The organism is Bacteroidota bacterium, from assembly GCA_026391695.1.
Classification (GTDB): domain Bacteria; phylum Bacteroidota; class Bacteroidia; order Bacteroidales; family JAGONC01; genus JAPLDP01.
In genome coordinates this window covers 44,603-65,688 of record JAPLDP010000031.1, presented here as the reverse complement: position 1 = coordinate 65,688, position 21,086 = coordinate 44,603, and the positions used below count along the sequence as shown (strand labels likewise).

General features: G+C 42.4%; 13 protein-coding genes and 2 tRNA genes. 3 read left to right on the top strand and 12 right to left on the bottom strand.

Annotated elements, in window-relative coordinates:
• Positions 1-30: 30 nt before the first annotated feature.
• Positions 31-1,476, bottom strand: a complete 1,446-nt coding sequence (locus tag NT175_03395) for a glycoside hydrolase family 30 protein (GenBank protein MCX6233753.1) — start codon at positions 1,474-1,476, stop codon at positions 31-33.
• Positions 1,477-1,490: 14 nt separating this feature from the next.
• Complete coding sequence (locus NT175_03390; GenBank protein ID MCX6233752.1) at positions 1,491-1,676, bottom strand: hypothetical protein; 186 nt, start codon at positions 1,674-1,676, stop codon at positions 1,491-1,493.
• A gap of 316 nt (positions 1,677-1,992) precedes the next feature.
• Here NT175_03390 and NT175_03385 point away from each other — a divergent pair, with 316 nt between their 5' ends.
• Positions 1,993-2,664 (top strand): hypothetical protein, encoded by a 672-nt coding sequence (locus tag NT175_03385; GenBank protein MCX6233751.1) that lies wholly within the window; start codon positions 1,993-1,995, stop codon positions 2,662-2,664.
• A 256-nt stretch (positions 2,665-2,920) separates the two neighbouring features.
• Here NT175_03385 and NT175_03380 read toward each other — a convergent pair whose 3' ends face one another.
• Positions 2,921-4,249 (bottom strand): hypothetical protein, encoded by a 1,329-nt coding sequence (locus tag NT175_03380; protein ID MCX6233750.1) that lies wholly within the window; start codon positions 4,247-4,249, stop codon positions 2,921-2,923.
• A gap of 110 nt (positions 4,250-4,359) precedes the next feature.
• On the opposite strand from NT175_03380, the gene NT175_03375 reads away from it, so the two are divergent.
• Positions 4,360-4,497 (top strand): hypothetical protein, encoded by a 138-nt coding sequence (locus NT175_03375; GenBank protein ID MCX6233749.1) that lies wholly within the window; start codon positions 4,360-4,362, stop codon positions 4,495-4,497.
• Positions 4,498-4,531: 34 nt separating this feature from the next.
• On the opposite strand, the gene NT175_03370 is transcribed toward NT175_03375, so the two are convergent.
• The 9 genes from NT175_03370 to NT175_03330 form a co-directional block, all read right to left on the bottom strand.
• Positions 4,532-5,872: a TolC family protein gene (locus NT175_03370; protein MCX6233748.1), complete on the bottom strand. Its 1,341-nt coding sequence runs from the start codon at positions 5,870-5,872 to the stop codon at positions 4,532-4,534.
• Positions 5,865-8,945: an efflux RND transporter permease subunit gene (locus tag NT175_03365; GenBank protein MCX6233747.1), complete on the bottom strand. Its 3,081-nt coding sequence runs from the start codon at positions 8,943-8,945 to the stop codon at positions 5,865-5,867. Before NT175_03365 ends, NT175_03370 begins: the two co-directional genes overlap by 8 nt.
• A 1-nt stretch (position 8,946) precedes the next feature.
• Positions 8,947-10,002, bottom strand: a complete 1,056-nt coding sequence (locus tag NT175_03360) for an efflux RND transporter periplasmic adaptor subunit (protein ID MCX6233746.1) — start codon at positions 10,000-10,002, stop codon at positions 8,947-8,949.
• Positions 10,003-10,132: 130 nt separating this feature from the next.
• Positions 10,133-10,564: a T9SS type A sorting domain-containing protein gene (locus NT175_03355; protein MCX6233745.1), complete on the bottom strand. Its 432-nt coding sequence runs from the start codon at positions 10,562-10,564 to the stop codon at positions 10,133-10,135.
• 36 nt (positions 10,565-10,600) lie between these two features.
• Positions 10,601-15,490, bottom strand: coding sequence for a DUF6531 domain-containing protein (locus tag NT175_03350; GenBank protein MCX6233744.1), 4,890 nt, complete (start codon positions 15,488-15,490; stop codon positions 10,601-10,603).
• Between the two features lie 583 nt (positions 15,491-16,073).
• On the bottom strand, positions 16,074-18,992 hold the full coding sequence (locus NT175_03345) for a PKD domain-containing protein (GenBank protein MCX6233743.1): 2,919 nt from the start codon (positions 18,990-18,992) through the stop codon (positions 16,074-16,076).
• Between the two features lie 421 nt (positions 18,993-19,413).
• Positions 19,414-19,488: transfer RNA gene (locus NT175_03340), tRNA-Pro, on the bottom strand.
• Between the two features lie 39 nt (positions 19,489-19,527).
• Positions 19,528-19,878, bottom strand: coding sequence for a four helix bundle protein (locus tag NT175_03335; GenBank protein ID MCX6233742.1), 351 nt, complete (start codon positions 19,876-19,878; stop codon positions 19,528-19,530).
• Between the two features lie 212 nt (positions 19,879-20,090).
• A tRNA-Ser gene (locus tag NT175_03330) sits at positions 20,091-20,178 on the bottom strand.
• A gap of 268 nt (positions 20,179-20,446) precedes the next feature.
• On the opposite strand from NT175_03330, the gene NT175_03325 reads away from it, so the two are divergent.
• On the top strand, positions 20,447-21,073 hold the full coding sequence (locus NT175_03325; protein MCX6233741.1) for a tetratricopeptide repeat protein: 627 nt from the start codon (positions 20,447-20,449) through the stop codon (positions 21,071-21,073).
• Positions 21,074-21,086: the final 13 nt, after the last annotated feature.

Sequence of the window (21,086 nt, the reverse complement as noted above, 5' to 3'; positions counted from 1 at the left end):
GGCATTGGATTGCAAATATTCGGTTCTCACCTAATGAATCACCAGGGTGGTAATCGAATGTGGCAGGCTGACCGTTTCTACTGCCTGATTTCCTTCATACAAGTGATAATTTACTTTTGTCTTCCCCGTATTCATCACTATGATGGCTATTGATCCGTCGGGATTGCGAAAACCGGTTGTGAGAAGCTGTGCCCGGCTTGAAGAACAGGCAATTCGCCTAGCTCCGGGGCGGATGTATCTCGAAAAGTGTCCAATGTAATAATAAGAGTTCATGAAATGGAGGCTATTGTTCCGTGTATCCGCATGAACAGGTGCGAAACAGAAATTTTTCACATGATTGGGACCACCGTATTCATCAAGGAGGATATTCCAGTCTGTCCATCCGGATGCGCCATTGTTGAAATCGCTGATCATGGCCGATCCGTAGTTTTCGCCCCACTGCCACTGGTTAAACGTATCCCAACTGAAAGGGGAATTGCATGCTTCGGTAAGCAACAGTGGAATGTCGGGATAGGCTTCAGCCACGCGTTTTACATTTTCCGGAATAGGAGCGCCGGTCCAGCTTTCGTACCAGTGGAAGCCGATGCCCCAGATATATTTGGCTGCTGCGGTGTCACTCAGAACGATGGATGCCCTGTGGTAAATGAGATCTCTGTTGTGATCCCAGGCGATAAGTTTTTTACCTTGCATGCCGTTTTTCCATAGCGCCGGACCGAGATATTCTTTAATGAAATCGCGCTCTTCTTCGGCAGTGTACATGCATGACTCCCAGGTTTGTTTTGCCATCGGTTCGTTTTGCACTGTCAATCCCCACACAGGAATGCCCTGATCTTCATAGGCTTTAATAAATCTGACATAATAATTCGCCCACGACGTGTAGTATTCAGGTAAAAGTTTACCACCATTAAGCATATTATTGTTGTCCTTCATCCAGGCAGGTGGGCTCCAGGGGCTGACAAACAGGTTGATCTGGCCTCCTGCAGCGGCAATGACTTTTTTGATAAATGGTATACGAAATTGTTCATCGTGCTCTACGCTGAATGTCTTCAAATCTTTATCGTTCTCCTTTACGTAGGTATAACTGCTGCTTGAAAAATCACAACTGTTCATATTGGTGCGGGCGAGTGAATATCCAATTCCTGAGTTTTTATCAAAATAGGCTTTTAAAAAGGCCTCTTGCCTGTCGGGTGACAATTTTGCGAAAGTTTCTGCCGAGGCGTCGGTCAGCGCTGCACCGATTCCGATAAAGGTCTGAAACACTTTCGATGAATCCACAAAAATGCAGGGCTCATATTCGAAGGGCTGCCCGTGTGGTGAAAACTGAAGTATTGCAGTTTCTGTAAGCCTGAAATTTGTGCTGTCGGCAGTTGTGATTACAGTGACTTTGCGCCCTTCAAAAACAGACTGATTATCGTTTTGACTGTATACAAATAAGAATGAGTAGCTGCAAAGTAGAACAGAAAGTATTTTTTTCATGTCAGGTGAATAAATTAACGTGAGTCCGATGTATAGTACCACAGGATAAAGTTATAGAAGTTTTTTGCTCGGTCGATGATTTTTGCAATGTTTTTAAGAGCGAACTTAAAAAACATCAAATAAGTGACGGAAAGCCCAAACGCAACAAAGTCTTTACTATGAGCGACAGCGAAGTGATAACCATTACTATTATGTTCCATCTTGGTGGTCAACGTCCTCAGGAATGCCCGCTGGTTATGTTGTATATAAGCAAATCATGCGTCATTTAGAAAAGTTGATATCAGGTACTACTGTTCGGTGATCATGCAAAAAAGGAGGTAATGGGTATGGTAAAACAGGCATTTATTTATTCTTGAATATGTCCATTATTAGCTGAAGATTTGCATTTTCTAAATTTTTCTTTATATATTTATAGCATTCTAAATTGCTTTTGATATGCCAGTTCATTGCAATTTTTTCGATATTTTATTAACAACGCCGTCCTTTACAGGGATGGTAATTAAAACCTTTACTACCATGAAAAAAGTAATTTTATGTATCGTAGCGATTTGCTTCATCTTTCCATCATTAACAAATGCCCAGACCGAAAAAGGCAAAATGCTGGTAGGCGTTTCCTCCAGGATTGGGCTTGGGCTCAATGTTGTTGGGACTGGTCCTGACTTCATGAGCTTTGGTTTTGCTAATATCAAATACAAAAGTGATAACAATGAAGATCCAGAATCTGATAAAATCACCGCCTTCAACTTGTCACCAAGGTATGGGTATTTCTTAGTAAATAATTTTGTAGCCGGTCTTGACCTCAATTTAAGCAGGTGGAGCGAAAAATACGGTGATTCAAAGCACAAAGACACCTACACCATATTCAGTGCAGGTCCATTTGTCAGGTATTATTTTCCCACAAAGAAAGTTAAGCCCTTCCTGGAAGGCTATTCTTATTTCGGGATTGCTAAATATAATGAAGAGGGCTATGATGAAAATTGGGATAGTAAAATGAGCAACAATACCTATGGTGGGGGACTCGGGGTTGCACTTCCTATCGGAAATAAGGCGTCGTTTGATATTATGCTCGGATATAATTCCAATACGATGAAGAACAAAAAAGATAATGAGGATAACGACAGGATAGTAGTCGGGGCTTTTGGCATGAGGTTCAGTTTTGTATTCTTTTTGGGAAAAACCAAAGAATAAACTTATTTCATAGCTGCGGACAATTCAGTCATTGAATTAGGTAGAGTAACGATTTCACACGATTCTGCTTCAAACAGGTACATCACCGGGGTGGCAAGCACTGAATGTCTTCTGCCAAATCCGGACAAACCCTTAATCTACTCCTGAATTAGTCCACTTTTGGCTGAATATATATCGTTCAAGTTTAGCCATTATAGAAAATAATTATGGCACCTGACATGACCCTCACCTGGTGGCACAGGTGAGTAATATAGGATTAGTCGTCTTTGAGGCAGCGGACTGATAGCCCATTAGACCACCCAATATCATATCTGAACACAGTTGATTTAGAGTAGGAAAGATAACGAAACAATGCACTCACACCAGGTGGTGTTGACGACCAAAAATTGCAACTAATACCCAGATGGTCAAAAGATCCAGTAGTGGGCCAACGAATACCACCTGGAAGAGCAGTGAAACCATAAAGATCAGTTCCGTTGCCGTTATCATCCCAGCCGTTTTGTGATTTTAGATTCTGACCAACATCAAATCCTCTGTCCATCCAGCCATCCCATACTGGATCCCCAACTTCATAATAGCTATCAACATTCCCTTCCAGAATTTTCCATGCATCATCTGTCGGAAGATGCCAACCTGTCGGACAAATACCCTGCGCACCTTCATCGAACGAGTACTGCATCGATTCTTTCCACAGGTAAAGCCCACCATAAACCTCACAGCTATCCTCTTGATTATTATAACAGTATTTCTCAATTATTCCATTACTGGTCATTTCTTGTGAACCGGGAATTATTGTCCCAACATTCAAATTTTCCTTCAGCCAGCATTGGCTGAATATCTGTATGGTATTATATACCTGGCCTTCGTATTCAACCGTCGGAATTCCCGGGCAGGGGATGTTGATGGCAAACTGGAAGGTGTATGTTTGACTGGTCTCAGGTTTATCAATCCTTCCGGATTCCAAAGTATCTATATACCCTATATAAAGCAGCTCATCACCCGGAGTAAATGTAAAGTCCCGGTCAGCTGCAATACTTTTTAATGGCACTGAAGTAGTACCAAGGCTTCCTGAGTATTCAAGCTTGCAATCCCGCTCTGAACCAGTCACTGTGGAGAGGATCTTAATGTACTGATTAACCCCTCTCCAGGAAGCTGTGAAAAAATAGAGTTCCTCGTTTCCCGGGAGAAACCTGAAGGAATGATATCCTTTATCCAGTAATCTCTCCGTGGTGAGGAGTTGCCGCCCAAGTATATCTGTAATCCTCAAGTTCACGTTATCCCGTTCAGGGACGTAGATGCTGATCGTAGTCTGATCAAGGGCAGGATTTGGATAGTTCTGCATCATCCTGAAACCATTGAACATGACCGGATTTTCGTTGATGCCCACATAATTCAACACGAGTACTGTATCAGGCCAATACAAAACCGTATCACCACCCTGGGTTCGGTTCATCACTTTGATGCTGTCGAGCTGGACATAAGTAGTGTTGTTAACACCTGTGAAGGTCAATTTGATTGTTTGATTCTGGGCAAGTGTGAGGCTGATGAGGGAAGCCAGACTGAAAAGTAATGCTAATTTTCTCATGGATAACAAATTAGATAGCTTGAAAATATAAAGATACAAAAGAACAGCTTTTGAGGTCAAATAAATTTCAGTTTAATTAATAATGGGCCTCAAGGGAACTGATTAGAAATATGGCGGTTGAAATTGAGAATAAGGATATGGAAAGCGGTTTGTACCTTTTTCAATTACAAAACAACAATGGAATAGCCGGATTGCGCGTTTCAAACGCGCTGATACCAGGCACGCGTTCGGAAACGCGCGCCAGCTAAAGGCCGGCATGGCAACCTGTCCATTCGTGTAAACTTATTTCACCAATTGCCCGCTTAATAGCAACAGCTCCGTTTCCTTCACCTTTGCTTTATACAGAGCATAGATCAGCCGGTTGTTTGCCGACATGAGATTTTTCTGAACCTCCCTCAGTTGAATCGGTGAAATGGTCCCTATCGAATAACTTTCTTTGGCAATGTCCATGTTCTTTATTGCCAGCTTCAGGTTCTCGCTCTCAAATCCGATGAGCTGCAGATCATTCTGATAATCATTATTAAGTCTGATGAGATAAGCATCCAGCTGGTTCCAGGTCTGCTGGACCTGAAGCTCGGAATTTAAAAATGCGATCTGAGCATTCTGAACCTTACGGTGCTGGTTAAAACCATCAAAAAGATTGAAATCGGCTGAAATGCCAAAATGCGGGCCAAGCTGCCGGTTGTATTGGATAAAGGAAGCCTGTGTTTCATTCCTGAGAAAATTATAGCCGGAATTGAAATTGATCACCGGAAGCCGTTCTGCCTTGAATGATTTCATATCAAGCAGCGCAGCATCCTTTTGCATGGAAAGAAGCAATAGATCCTTGTTATGTTGCAACGTATACTTTCGCAATGTATCCAGCGCCAGCTGAGGGCCAAGGATGACTGTGTCGATCACCCGGAAATCAAGGCTTGCGTCCCTCGAAAGCAATTCATTCAAACCGGTCTTGGCATTTGCAAGGCTGGTGTTCTGGTTAAACAGCGCAGATGCATCACCATTAAGGTCAACCTGCGCCTGAAGCAGATCCAGCTCAGAACCGGACCCAACGCTTTTTCTTGTTTCAGCTATATTTACACGTTCCTGTGAGAGGGCTACCTGTTCTTCGAGGACACGCTTGACCATTTGCTGTTGAACAATATCAAAATAGGTGATGATAATGTTCGCCATCGTGTTTTCAACTGCTTTTCTGAATTCCACCTCGCCCATATCGTGCATCTTCTTAAGTCTGTCATATCTGATGAACATGTTCAATCCATCGAACAGTGTCCATTTCAGGTTTACGCCTGCGTTGATCCAATCCGTTTGGGCTTTAGTGTCCTGCAACTCAGTTCCGGAGACAACTTTGATATCTGCTGAGCTAATGGCTTTATCATACGCTGCATTAATATTTACCGAAGGCAAAAGACCGGCATTTCCCCATGTCACATTATTAGCGGCAATCTGCGATTCATTACGGGCTATTAAAACGCCATAGTTGTTCTCAAGACCTATCCTGATGGCATCATTCATGCTCATGACGTCCTGGCAAGTGCCATTGTAATGAAGTACCAGAAATGCCGATACAATTAGAATGGCCTGTTTTATCATAAGAAAGCCTATTTTGATGAGATGATCAATCATGTTTTTTTTCGTTAGTTTTAACAGGTTTCACTTTCTCGCGCGATAAATATGTATAAAAAGCCGGAACAAAATACAGTGAGAAGAATGTAGCGAATATCATTCCTCCAACCACAGCCACGCCCATCGATCGTCTGCTTCCCGAAGTAGAACCCAGCGACAGGGCGATAGGAAGAATTCCCAAAATGGTGGCTGAGGCTGTCATCAAGATTGGGCGTAAGCGTGCTGTCGCGGCTTTCTGTACAGCTTCGTGTTTGCCGGAACCTCTTTTTTTCCGTTGATTAGCAAATTCCACGATCAGGATGCCATTTTTTGTCACCAGTCCTATCAGCATGATGATGCCTATCTCGCTGAAAATATTGAGGGTTTGATCTAAAAACCATAGTGCCAACAGTGCGCCAAATAGTGCCAGCGGCACGGTTATCAGGATAACCAGCGGATCGACCCAACTGTCAAACTGGGCGGCAAGGATCAGGTAAATGAGGATCAGGGCGAGGATAAAAACATAGACCAGACTTGATGAGCTCTCCTGGTAATCGCGGGCCTGGCCTGCAAGCGCCGTCCGGAACGTCGACGGAAGGACTTTATCTGCTATCCTGTCCATTTCGCTGATGCCATCACCAAGTGTTGTGCCCTCCACCGTACCTGCCGATATTGTTGTCGAAAGGTACCTGTCGTACGAGAAAATGGTGGAAGGATTGATGCCCTCTTCCCAGTTGATAAGGTTTTCAAGGGATATCAGCTCCCCGGCTGTATTTCTTACATACAGAGCTTTAAGATCTTCAGGTGAATCCCTGTTCTCACGCATCACCTGGCCAATAATCTGGTATTGCTTGCCATTCATGTAAAAGTAATCGAAACGCTGTCCGCTTAAGGCCAATTGCAGTGTCCTGGCCACATCTGCCACTGAAACGCCCAGCTGTGCGGCTCTTTCACGGTCAATGGTGAGCCGTATTTCCGGTTTGTTGACTTTGAGATTTGCGTCGACAAAACGCAGTATGGGACTTTTACGGGCTTCTTCAAGAAAAAGTGGCAGCACCCGCTTAAGTGAATCGAAGCTTGAAGTCAGTATCACATATTGAAGGGCCTGGCCTCCGAAACGGCTGCCGATGGTTGGTGGCTCATAAGGAAAGGCGCTAATCCCCGTTATCATCTGCAGGTCGTTTGAAACCTTCCGGAAGATTTGCTCCTGCGTCCGTTTACGTTCAGAAGGATCACATAAATAGAAAAGCTCCTGTCCTTTATTCGGTGCATCAAGAACCGTCAGGCTGGGAGCAATCAGGCTGAAGTTCCTTATCGATTCGGGTATAGAATCCGTGACGTACTGACTGAGTTCATCCATGTATTTCTCCATATATTCATACGAGCATCCTTCGGGCGCCAGTGTCGGGATACGTATGTTCGAACGGTCTTCATACGGTGCAAGTTCCGAGTGCAGTGATCGTCCCAGCAGAATGACCATTCCGAGAATCACAATAAAAATGGGAAACACCAGCCACCGGTGTTTTATAAAGGCAGCAAGCGAATAACGGTAATGGTGGTTAAGATCCAGGAAGAAAGGTTCAGTGATGCGGAAAAACCAGTTGACGTTGAGGTGTCGCTGGTACTTGAGTATGCGTGATCCCATCATCGGTGACAAGGTAAGTGCAACAAATCCAGATATCAGTACCGATCCTGCCACGACGATGGCAAACTCACGGAAAAGCCGACCTGTCAGCCCCTGCAAGAACATAATCGGCAGGAACACCACAGCCAGTGTTATAGTTGTTGAAATAACCGCGAAGAATATCTCCTGTATGCCCTGGTGTGCGGCTTTTATTGGTGACAAACCCATATCGACCTTTGAATAAATGATCTCAAGGACAATGATAGCATCATCACACACCAGTCCAATGGCGAGGATCATCCCGATAAGGGTGAGTACATTTATTGTGATTCCTGTAAGGAACATGATAAAAAATGTGCCGATAATGGAAATAGGTATAGCTACCACAGGTATCACCGTTGAACGCCAGTCGCGCAGGAAAAAGAAGATGATCATGACAACGAGGAAGAATGCAAGCAGCATGGTTTCCTTGACCTCCCTGACGGCATTCCGTTCAAAGGTGGTAAAATCAAATCCTATCTCCATGCTGTAATCCGGCGGGAGTTCCTTTTTGACCTGTTCCATTCTTTTATAGAATTCATCGGCGATAGCAATCGAATTAGCACCAGGCTGAGGAACAACGCCGATGGCGATGGCCGGATAAAGGTTTGTTTTGAAGATGGTTCTCTCATTCTCGGCGCCAAGTGTGGCATAGCCGATGTCGCTGAAACGGATGATCTCTCCGTTATCCTGCTTGATGATCAGATTATTGAATTCATCAGCAGAGGTCAGGAGGCCAAGCGTACGTATACTCAGCTCGGAATTGTCACCTTCAATTCTTCCGGAAGGCAACTCGATATTTTCACGTGATACGGCCTGCTGGACATCGAGAGAGGTTAATCCATGGGATGAAAGTTTATCTGGATCGATCCATAATCGCATCGCATATCTCTTTTCACCAAAAATCTTCGTGCCAGCAATTTCAGGAATTGTCTGAAGTCGGTCTTTAATTAACCTGTCGACAACATCATTCACTTCCAGGATATCCCGTGTACGGCTTTCGACAACCATAAAGATGATGGGATTGGCATTGGCATCGAGCTTTTCAACAATGGGTGGGTCGACGTCTTTGGGTAAGAACCGGATCGACTTGGATACCTTGTCGCGAACATCGTTGGTGGCACGTTCAAGGTCTTCACCGAGGTTAAACTCGACGGTGATCATGCTGGATTGCTCGGTCGACTGGGATGAAATCACCCTTACTCCTTCAATGCCGGAAATAGCTTCTTCAAGTACCTCAGTTATCTGCGTCTGGATGACCTCAGCATTTGCACCGGTATAGATAGTGGTCACATTGACTATGGGTGGGTCTATATCGGGATACTCACGGTCGCCAAGTGAAACAAATCCCACAACACCAAAAATGACCAACAGTATGGCAAAGACGATAGGCAGAATAGGACGGTTTATGCTGACAGATGAAAGGCTCATTTTAGTTGATTTTTGTAATCTTTACTTTAAAACCAGGTCTGATCCTCAGCAGGTTGGTCATGACAAGGGTGTCACCCATACTAATCCCCTCTGTGATCTGGACGCTCTCTTTTGTACGAATTCCGGTTTTTACCGTATTCAACTGTGCTATTTTATTTTTAACGACAAATACGCTATATCCTTTTAGTGATGGCATCAGGCATTGTGATGGTATGAACAACGTCTTGCCGCTCTCGCCAAAGTTCAGGAAAACCTTGACTGAAGAGCCCGGGAAGAGCAATCGTCCGGTGTTTTCTGCTACTGCCCTGATCTGAAGGTTCCTTGTTGTTACATCCACATTTGGCTGAATGGCAAGGATGATGGCATCAAAAAACCGTGGACTGCCAGGGATGGTAAAGGTAACCTTCTGCCCTTCCCTGATACTGCCGGCATAACGTTCAGGTACCGAGAAATCGACCTTTACTTTATGAATATCCTGAAGTGTCGTCAGGACTAATCCCGGGGTGATGTATGCTCCTTCGCTGACAGTACGCAGCCCTATCTTTCCGGAGAATGGTGCTTGTATCTCGGTTTTGTCCAGGTCGACATGAATTATCTGTATTTCAGCCTGCAGGGTTTTTAATGTGTTCAGCTCTTCATCGTAGGTCTGCTGGCTTATGCCACCCTTTGCCAGGAGAGCTTTGCTCCTTTCTTCGTTCTGCTGAGCCAGTTCTTCCTGTATGGACAGTTTTTCAAGTTGTGCTTTCAGGTCGGCATCATCGAGTTTGAAGAGCAAAGTCCCTTCACTCACAGTGCTTCCCTCCTCAAAGTTAATGGATACCAGCCTCTTGCTGATCTCGCTCCCGATATCGACTGTTTCAAAGGCACGTATGGTACCTACGGTATTCAACTCGTAATTGACCGAAGTATCACGCACGATATGTCCTTCGGCAGGAAGAACCACAGCAACCGGCTTGGTGGTCATCGACTGGCTTTCCTTTTTATTATTGATGATCTTGAAAATTGCGAAGGCAATCAGGAGACCGGCAAGAATGTATAAGACAACAGATTTTTTCATCAAAAATCATTTTAAAATGATTGAAAAAACATTTTGCTAAGATGCCGGAAATATAGTGAAAATTTCAATTGCCAATAACGCAATCTCCTACCCTATCTTTTTCTGGAAAAAGGGATGACATCCCTTTTTCTTATAATCTTATGATCTTCTTAAAATAAGAATGGTTATCAATGATAAACTGATAGAGGTAGGTTCCTGGGGCCACGGCGTTTCCATTTTCATCAGATCCATCCCACTTGAAAGTTCTGATCCCCTGTTCCATCCTTGTTTGTGAAACTATAATTTTAATTTTCCTGGAATTGAGGTCAAATATAAAGATTGAAACGCTATGGCTTCTATTAAGTGATATATCTATTCTGTTGATTGCATGAAAAGGATTGGGATAAAACGTGATCATGTCACCTTTATCTTCAAGATAAATAACGTCCAGTGTTTCATCCCCTCCGCTGCCTAATTCTCCATTCTGATAACCACCAGCGATGAAAAACTGACCAAAGGAAGGAGTACTAAGCAAATTTATAAATACGGTTATGACCCAAATTATTAATCCAGATTTTTTCATTTCAGAACCTCCTAAGTATAGTCATTTATTAAGTTATTATTTTTTTTCCAGGCATTCAGTACAACATTTGCATTCAGGTTTATCGCATGGGAGTGGTGCCTCTATCCAACCACCACCTCCTGTTGCACTGCATTGCCATGAGTATACATATATATCTAATGGACTTGGTGAAAGAAGCAGGGTTAAAGGATTACCACTGAAAATTCTGCTACCGACTTCTTTCAACCTCCTTGAACGGGTTTTTCCTTGGTCAAATTCACAAACACATGATACTTCATAGCAGAATCTAGTGGCGGTGCATGGTTTTATTTCGGTTTCTTCTTCCTCACCTTCTTTATAGCCGGTTGTCACGCCTACTGAAACTCCTTGATATTCAGCACCCAGATTAACCTCTATGTATGATTCGTGCATAATTTTTTTATGTTTCAGGTTTTTTGTATCGCAGTTATAAAAGGGTTCATCACCTTTACCCGGACGGCAAACCGATTTCTTTACTTCAGCACCAACCGGAGAACAACCCTCATTCTGGGCAGTCTCTTTTCCGGAAGGATCAACCCAGTTAACCGGATTATTATCCACATAAACATACTGGTTCATTTCAGCTTCAGCAACCGTTATATCATGCACCGGCGGGGCCATTTCACAGGAGGATCCACAAATCCGGGGCAGATTATCCGTTCTGCCCTGGCAGCCTATCATATCTTCAATCGGTTTAGGATCCCTTGAGGTAAACCTGCCTGACGCAGGATCATAGTAACGGGCACGGTAATAATATTGTGAGAATTCATCTTCATACTCCCTGCCCGTGAACCTGTAAGCATTTTCCATCTTGCCAAACTCATAGGTAATGACACCAAAGGGATCATACTCATAGGATTGAACCACATTGGCCTGTTCGTCAATAAGTGCCCTGATTGAGCCCAAACCATCCGATAAATAATAAAATGAAGAATCATTCATCATCACGCTGAGGTGTTCATCATGCTGCTGACCCTGTGTAAAGACAGACTTGACATTTCCTGAATCATCATACCCTTCGGATATATCACAATAATAATTACAACAAACAGGACAGTAATGGCAATTAAAATTAAAGTAATCGGTCGGGCTAGAGGTCTTGCTTATTCGTTCACCGTTTGCAGAATATTGATAGGTGACAATCTGGTTATTGGGAAGAATAATGACTTTCACCAACCGGTTTTCGGCGTTATAAAAATAGTTTGTGGTACTTATATAATCAGTCATGAGAACCATATTGCCATTATTATCATAGGAATAACCGGCATTTCCAGCTGAAAGCATCCTGTCATCGGCATCGTAAGTATATTGGGTTGTTACACCATTTGTCACCGCTGATGTCCGGTTTCCGGCGGGATCATAAGTGTACTGATAGGAATCGCCCCATGATGTTGCAACGGTAATAAGACTGTTCAGCGGACTATACAAATAATTGGTTGTGAATGTGCCGGTATTATATCGTTCTGTCATAATTATACGGTTTCCTGTATAGTCATAATTGTAAGCGAATCCCATTATCAGTTCGCCATTGGACTTATATTGAGCTAAGTCCGACAGATTATCTGAATTGTCGTAAACATAATCAGTGTAAACCCCATTATTATAAGTGAGCTTGGTTCTCCTGCCGGCATTATCATACTCAAATGAGGTAGATTCTCCAAAAGGGTCGGTAATTTTAACTAAACGGTCATCACCATCATATTGCCAAGTCGTAGTCAAACCACCTGAATTCATCTGGGTACGTTTACCTTCATTATCATAAGAATATCCTGTCGATTTCGTGAACAATCCACCATAATCCATCTGGTTTGAAACCAACTGGTTCATTGCATCATACGTATTGGTGGTCACATCATATAGTCCGCCATTATGCGTTAATTGGAGCGGATTTCCTGCCGGATCATAAGTATACGCGATTGAATTGCCTTCGGGGTATGATCTCAGTATCAAATTATTCAACTGATCATACTGGTAGGTAACCACATTTCCATTTGCATCTGTTTTTTGAGTCAAATTTCCAACGCCATCATAATTGAATTGTGTCGTATTGCCCATCGGTGTAATTATCTTGTCCAACCTGCGCAGCGGGTCAAAAGTATATTGGGTTGTATGGTCGTTGGGATCAATAGATGCGGTCTTATTCCCTGCCGGATCATATACATTGGTATAACTATTTCCCAAAGCATTGGTCTTCGAAGTGAGTCTGTTAAGGCAGTCATAGGCATAACCAGTTGAAATTCCATTTCGATCCGTTAAAGATGTTAAATTTCCTTCTGGATCATATGAATAATATTCAGTGTATCCAAGAGGTGATGTTTTACTTATGAGTTCACAGCAGTCATAAGCATAAGTTGTAGTAAACCCATTTTTATCGGTATAGCCGGTAACTTTCCCCGACGGATTATAACTGAGTGTTTCACTGTGACCCTGTGGATCGGTTTTTATGATCATCCTGTTTACCTCATCATATTGATATTGAGTTGTATGCCCATTCTTGTCGGAATAGGCTAAGTTGTTGCCAACTGCATCATAGGTAAAAGATAGAAAATGATCTAATGGATCTGTCTTAAGAATGATCCGGTTCAATGCATCGAATTCAAAATGTGTGGTATTTCCGTTCCTGTCGGTTTTACTAATCATGTTACCCAGTGGATCAAATGAAAAGGATTCTGTATAGCCCAGTGGATACCCGATAGCAACCATCTTGTCCATTTGGTCATAGCCGTAAGTGACTGAGTTGCCATTTTTATCCTGAAAGTCAATCACATTACCATTTGGATCATACGTGTAAAGCTCAGTAAATGCAAGCGGGTCGCTGATACTGACCAAGCGGCTCATCGCATCATATATAAAAGTGGTTATGTTGTTCAGCTTGTCGGTGGATGAAATTATATTTCCTTCCGGATCATAGGTATACTGAATTGAAAAGTCATTGGGATCCTTAACACCTGACAACCGGTTCAGGGCATCAAATGTGTAAATGGTTTCACAGCCATTCCTGTTGACATGACTTACCCTGTTGCCAAACGGGTCGTATGAAAAAAGATCGGTAAAGCCTGAAGGATCAATAATCCCGACCAATCTGTTCACATTATCATAATTATAGTCCGTTTGATTGCCATTTTTATCGGTGACCCCTGTCCTATTGCCATTGGCGTCGAAAGTGTACGTTTCTGAGAAACCCAGTGGATCGGTCATGGAGGTCATCTGATTCATCAGGTTATATGCAAATGTTATGGTATGGCCATTTGCATCAGTTTCTGAGATGAGGTTACCGCATTCGTCATATGCCCGTTGGGCAATGCCGCCTAATGCATCCGTAACTTTCGTAATCCGGTGAAGTGCATCGTATTCATAGGAAAATGTGTAACCATTTTCGTTGGTTTCGGATATTATATTCCCAACAGCATCATAAACATATGATATCGTATGACCTGCAGGATCCGTTCTGGAAATCAACCGGTTCAATGCATCGTAATTATTGGAAGTCAAATTGCAGTTTTTATCAGTTGAACTCAGCAAATTCCCTATCGCATCGAAATTATTAATAATGCTATTTCCAAGGGGATCAGTTTCATTAATCAAATCACCAGAGATATTATAGTTATAAGTGGTAACATTACCATTTCTATTTGTATAACCATTTCTGTTGCCGTAGCTGTCAACAGTAAAAGATATTGTGTTTCCCAACGCATCGGTCATACCTTGCAAGTTTCCATGCAGGTCATAACTCAGTGAGGTAAGGTTGCCATTTTGATCGGTATAACTGGTAATCTGACTGAATTGATCATCATAGGTAAAAATGGATGTGAATCCGGCTGGATCGATAATGGACAAGAGATTGCCTTTATCATCATACGATAAGTAAGTGATATTTCCCAAGGCATCAGCATAAGTAATAATATTATTTTCATTATCCCAGGAATAAGAAATTGGATTTCCAATAGGAAATTGGATTTGAGTTACTCTTCCTTCCTGGTCAAATTTGTATAGTTTGATTCTATCCCCATAAGAATTGTAATTGGTCACTTCAGTTGTGTAATTCTGACTGTTATAAATAAATGCCTGATGAAAGTTTGTCGCGTCGCATTTGATTTCAGATACAGCTTTAGCTTCATTATAAATAATGCTGATTGAGTTCTGGGAGGCATTTGTAATGCCAATTATCTCACTCCACTCACCATAATCATATACAATTTCATTGCCTGCCGGGTCAATGATCGAAATCAGATTGGAGTAATCGTCATAGTTCAGTGAAACGATCCTGTTGAGAGATGCATTTGGGTCGACAATCTGGATCAAATGGCCTTCCAGCCAAACCATATTTATTTGTCGGCCCGAGGGATCAGAAATGCTATTAAGCTTCCCGTTATCATAAGAAAAGTTAACCGTATTTCCATTTCTGTCTTCAATGCTGGTGATTTTTTTATGCGTATCGTCATCAAAATAATATTTAAGACCGTATTTGTTTGTCAAAACAAATTTTCCGGGTTCATACTCTGTCAATTCGTCATGAATACCCTTTGGCGGGATAAATCCTTTTCCTGCGATAATATACTCATCTTTACGGCCATCAGCACGTTCGATAATAATGGAGTTGTTATCCGAATAGTAATACAGCAGATTATAAGTAAATGACCACCCATGACCAAAACCCCAGTCACGTTGTGTCCGGCCGCTATTATAATATAAGGTCAAATCCAGTGAAATGCCCCTTCCAGGCAATGTCAGTAAGGTTTTTGAATAAAAAAAGTTTCCGGTATAAGAATTGACAAAAGTCTCGTTCCATGGGCCAGCTTCATTAGGTTTTGTGTATTCAAGTGCCAACGCTGAACCAGTGAAAATACCAAGCGAAATTTGAAGCACTATAAAAATGGATGTACATAGATTCTTACTTTTTGTTTTCATGATGCGACTTTTATTGGTGGTTTGAAAATACATCATTAATATAAAGAAGTTTCACATATATCTATAGAGTAAATGATCTTTTTGATAAATATACGATATTTGTTTCTGGAAATCAATACTAATATTAACCTGAATTGTTCATAAAAAAAGTGGAAAAGTCTGTTATCTCATTGATATTCATAATCTTTGAGGTGATTAAACTTTCGAACAAATTTTTTCATGAGTAAAGATACAAAAAAGCCAAAGACCGATCAAATTTCTGCAATAGAAATTTTCCTACTACCCTTTTCGACCTTTCTCCGGTTTGCAAAAAGCCAATAGAATTAGGTTTTTTCAATAGCCGGGTTATCACAGGCAAACAAGAATGATATTTTTTTTTATACTCTTTTCGGGGAGCAAGATAGGCTAATAGTTGAACTTAGTAAATCACAGGAATGAACCCCAGGCAAGTTGAGCTCTGCGAAATGCCGCTCCAGCGGCACCCTGGACCCAAATTCCGCCGCAGAGCAGCGGAGTATTCACCCAATTGTCTGGGGACCAGGCAAGTGTTCCTATAAGCGTAGCAAACCCGAATTTGATACCTTTATCTTTGGATGTTCAGCTTCCTCTGAACACTACCTTTTTCAGTTATGATCCGGAGTATATAAGTACCATCCTGAAAACTGCTCAGGTTGACGGAATAATTATTGCCACAGTCATCTGTCCACATTTTCTGCTGTCCGTTTATATCGAAAAGGGCAACAGATTCGATACGGATACCCGAACTTATATGCAACTGATCCTTAGCCGGATTTGGGTATATGCTGATATCCTTTTCCCATGCTGCTTCATCCACACCATAAGGTCCAACAATGATATAAGCATTTTTGGTTTCTGTCTTGTTGTTCACTCCGTCGGATACGGTTAGGCTGACGGAATAGGATCCATTGGCAGCATAAGTGTGAGAAGGATTTTGCACTGTGCTGCTTCCGCCATCCCCGAAATTCCAGTTCCAGGAAACGATATTCCTGTCGGCCGGAATGGGCTTTTTCTTTAATTGATCAGGCGTCAAGTATGGAAGACCGCCGGGTTCTATTTCAGTGATCTGATTGATGATGCTGATATTCCCATTCGATCCGTTCATGGTGCAAATGTCCCAATACAGTCCGGTTCCTGTTGTCGGAACCTGCAGGGTATGCAACAGGCCGTTATCATCAAATATCTGTACCACAGCGCTGGATGTGGTTATTTCAGGACTTCCGGAAAAATTGTAAATATAATAGTGGTACTCCCCGGGATAAAGGTCATATATAGTCGTGGTTTCAGGACCAAAACTCGTAACATCATCAATATCAAGGATAGCATAAGGCGGACTATCGGCAGAACCCTTGTTATTATAATAAATGTGGTAAGTAGATCCTTCAATGGATGGTGTTTTCAAATGTGAATCCAAGTCAGTCGGCGATTCTCCCCATGTCAGCACAAACCGGTACTGACCCGTCGCGAGGGTCGGTGAAAGCGCAATTTGTAACTCAAGGGTGCCGCTCTCCGGGATGACTACCTGGCTGTTCGTGTAATTTGTGTAACCGGTGGCAGAAGCTGTTACCGTGTGAGTTCCTTCAGCTGAAAGATCGGTGAACTGTACTGCCAGGGGAGCATTTCCATTCGTTGGTGTCGCGGTAAAATTGGCATTCAGGACACCTGCCGGGATATTTGTGATGGTATAATTACCGTTAGCATCAGTTAAATCACTTAATCCGGCGACTGAAACCAGTGCATTTGGAATAGGATTGCCATTTATGGCATCCGTAACCATACCGGTCAAAGTTGAGGTACCCCCCCCTCCTACTGTTATAAAAGCATTTTTGGTTTCTGTCTTATTGTTCACCCCGTCCGATACGGTCAGGCTGACGGAATAGGATCCATTGGCAGCATAAGTGTGAGAAGGATTTTGCACTGTGCTGCTTCCTCCATCCCCGAAATTCCAGTTCCAGGAAACGATATTCCTGCCGGCCGGAAGAGGCTTTTTCTTTAATTGATCAGGTGTCAAGTATGGAAGACCGCCGGGTTCCGTTTCAGTAATCTGATTGATGATGCTGATATTCCCGTTCGATCCGTTCATGGTGCAAATGTCCCAATACCGTCCGGTTCCTGTCGTCGGAACCTGCAGGGTATGCAACAGGCCGTTATCATCAAATATCTGTACCACAGCGCTGGATGTGATTATTTCAGGACTTCCGGAATAATTGTAAATATAATAGTGATACTCCCCGGGATAAAGGTCATATATAGTCGTGGTTTCAGGACCAAAACTCGTAACATCATCAATATCGAGGATAGCATAAGGCGGACTATCGGCAGAACCCTTGTAATTATAATAAATGTGATAAGTAGATCCTTCTATGGATGGTGTTTTCAAATGCGAATCCAGGTCAGTTGGAGACTCTCCCCAGGTCAGCACAAACCGGTACTGACCCGTTGCGAGGGTGGGTGAAAGGGAAATTTGTAACTCAAGTGTGCCGCCTTCCGGGATGACTACCTGGCTGTTCGTGTAATTTGTGTAACCGGTGGCAGAAGCTGTTACCGTATGCGTCCCTTCCGCTGACAGATCGGTGAACTGTACTGCCAGAGGAGCGTTTCCACTCGTAGGTGTTGCGGTGAAATTGGCATTCAGGACACCTGCCGGGATGTTGGTAATGGTATAATTACCGCTTGCATCAGTTAAATCACTTAATCCGCCGACAGACACCAATGCATTTGGAATAGGATTGCCGTTAATAGCATCTGTAACCATACCGGTCAAAGTTGCGGTGCCACCCCCTCCTCCTGAGGTAATTTCAATGTCATCCAGCATAAAAATAAATGCATTATCGGATACACATTGAATGCCGATATAAATTTGCATCCCGTTATAAGCAGATAGATCGAAATCCTTTTGCTCCCAGGCTGTGGCAGGCGCTTCGAGATATGCTCCCCCACTGATGAACGTAAAACTACCCGGATTAGGATTTGTAGTCGACACCCCCACTTTATATCTTTCCAGCCCCCATTCTGAGGTATACGATTTGACCCAGAATTTAAGAGTGCCGTTTGAGCCGAGTTGGATTTGCGGAGAAATGATCCAGTCATTATTCGGCGGAGAGGTCGATGCAAAACAAGCGGCAAATTTATTTCCTCCATGAGGCTGCAAGGCCTGATCCCCTGCGAGTGAAGGGGTCGTTGACGCCGGATTGAATACAATGAATGACATCGCTTCACCTGAATGAAGAAATGTAACGTCTGTTATACCATAAGTAGTCGAGCCGTCAACATCTGTTGTCGACCAGGGGCTGAAGACCAGGCTAAAATCGGTAAAAGTTTCAAAATCCTGTGCGACAGTTCCCTTCACTGATGCCAGGGTTTCCTTTTGCTGAAGATCCGGTTGCGGGGGTGTCTGAATATTAACAGGTAGGGTCCGCTGCAATTGGGCCATAAGAGAAATTGGCACACCAATGACCAGAAAAAGTAAAAACGCTTTTTTCATAGTGTATTTAGTTTAGTGAGTTAACCTGAATTATTCATATAAAAGTGGATAAGTTTATTTTCTCATTGATATTCGTTGTCTTTGAGGTGACAAAACTTTCAAACAAACTTTTTAGTGAGTAAAGATAGAAAAAGACAAATACCGATCGCGTTTCTGCTAAAGAAATTTTTTCTTTTCCTTTTTTTGCCTTTCATCGGTTTGTAAAAAGCCAATAGGATAATGTAAATGTTATGAGGCTTTTATCTTTTGCTGGGTAGCAGGATTACCTCCGGTGATCCTGAATTTGGAGAAAACAATACAAAAGCCTTTCTTCGCTTCGCTCAGAAGGAACTTTTTTGTTTTTTCACCGCTAAGTGCAAATTAATTTGCTTCAGGTTCAAAAACAAAAAAGCCCTGCACTTTGTGCAAGGCTTTTGTATTGTCGGGGTAGCAGGATTCGAACCTGCGACCTCCTGCTCCCAAAGCAGGCGCGATAACCGGACTACGCTATACCCCGGACATGGGTGTGGGTGTGAGTGTGGGTGTGGGTGTGACCTTATTTATTCATGCTGCGGTACATGGCCAGGAGCATCTTGGAGCAATGCTCATAACCGTTGTACATATCGTTGTAAAATCCATCCTCAATCTTATTCATAGAATGCAGAACATCCAGTATCGCTACACATTCAAAAACAGATCCTCTGGCAATAGTATAAAAATGTTTCTTATCATTCACCGTCATTCGTCCTGTACCTTCAGCCAGATTCAACAGAATGCTCAAGGATGCTCTCTTCAACTGGTCAATTATATATAAATCAATATTCTTAGTCTTGTCCAAAAACGTCAAGAGCTTTATATTTTGATCCTTAACTACCTGATAAACATCTAATTTTTCAAAATCAAACATACCAGAAGAAATTCCAAATTCCAAAAAACCAAATTCCAAACAAATCCCAAATCCCAAATCATAAATCCCAAACAAATTCCAAACTCCAAGTTACAAATTCCAATCCCCAACATCCAGCACTCAATCCCCAACATCCAGCACTCAACACCCAACACCCATCACCCATCCCCTTCCTCACACCCACACCCACACCCACACCCACACCCATGTCGCGGAGAGGGGGGGATTCGAACCCCCGGTACCCTTCTCGAGTACGACAGTTTAGCAAACTGTTGGTTTCAGCCACTCACCCACCTCTCCATGAAAGGCTTGCAAAATTATGAATTATAATTAGTGCAGCAAACTTTTTCAATATATTTTACAGATGTATAACAACTGGGCATTCGCATTGTAATAACTATAAATAGTGCAGGATTTCCAATTAAAGTCGATGAAACGATTAATGAAATTTCTTATTATTTTTAACGTTTATACTTATATTCTTCGAAGAACTTATAACTTTGTCCAGAAAATAGAATCGGAAAACAAATATTTATCATTTCAATCGTTCCATTTATTCATTATAGTTATGAAATATATCATTCTCTCTTTAATAGTTCTTGCATTAATTGCAGGTTACGGCTGTAAGAATAAAGCAAATCAAGCGACGGCATTACTGGAAAAAGCCGGTGAGAAGGTAAATCAGAAAGATTATCAAGGGGCTATGGCTTTATACCAGGAAGTTATGAAAATGGATCAGAATAATGAGATAGCTTATAATGGGATGGGCTTATGCAAGTTTAAATTATCCGATCGTGATGGCGCATTAAAGGATCTGAACAGAGCTATCGAACTTAAACCGGATTATGGGATGGCCTACTATAACCGGGCTGTTTGTAAATTTGGATCTTCGGATTTACAGGGGGCAATCCAGGATTATGACAAAGCGATAGAATTAATGCCCGATTTTGCCCATGCGTATGTTAACAGGGGTGTATGCAAATACCAATTATCTGATTTACAGGGAGCTATCCAAGACTATACAAAATCAATTGAATTAAATCCTACATATGGCATTGTTTACTTCAATAGAGGAATGGCCAAGATATCGACAAAAATGCCGGATTTAATAGCAAGTGCGTGTGCCGACTTTCAAAAGGCATTGGAATTGGGCTATGCCCAATCCGGGGAAGCAATATCAAAATACTGTAAATGAAAGGATTAACAGT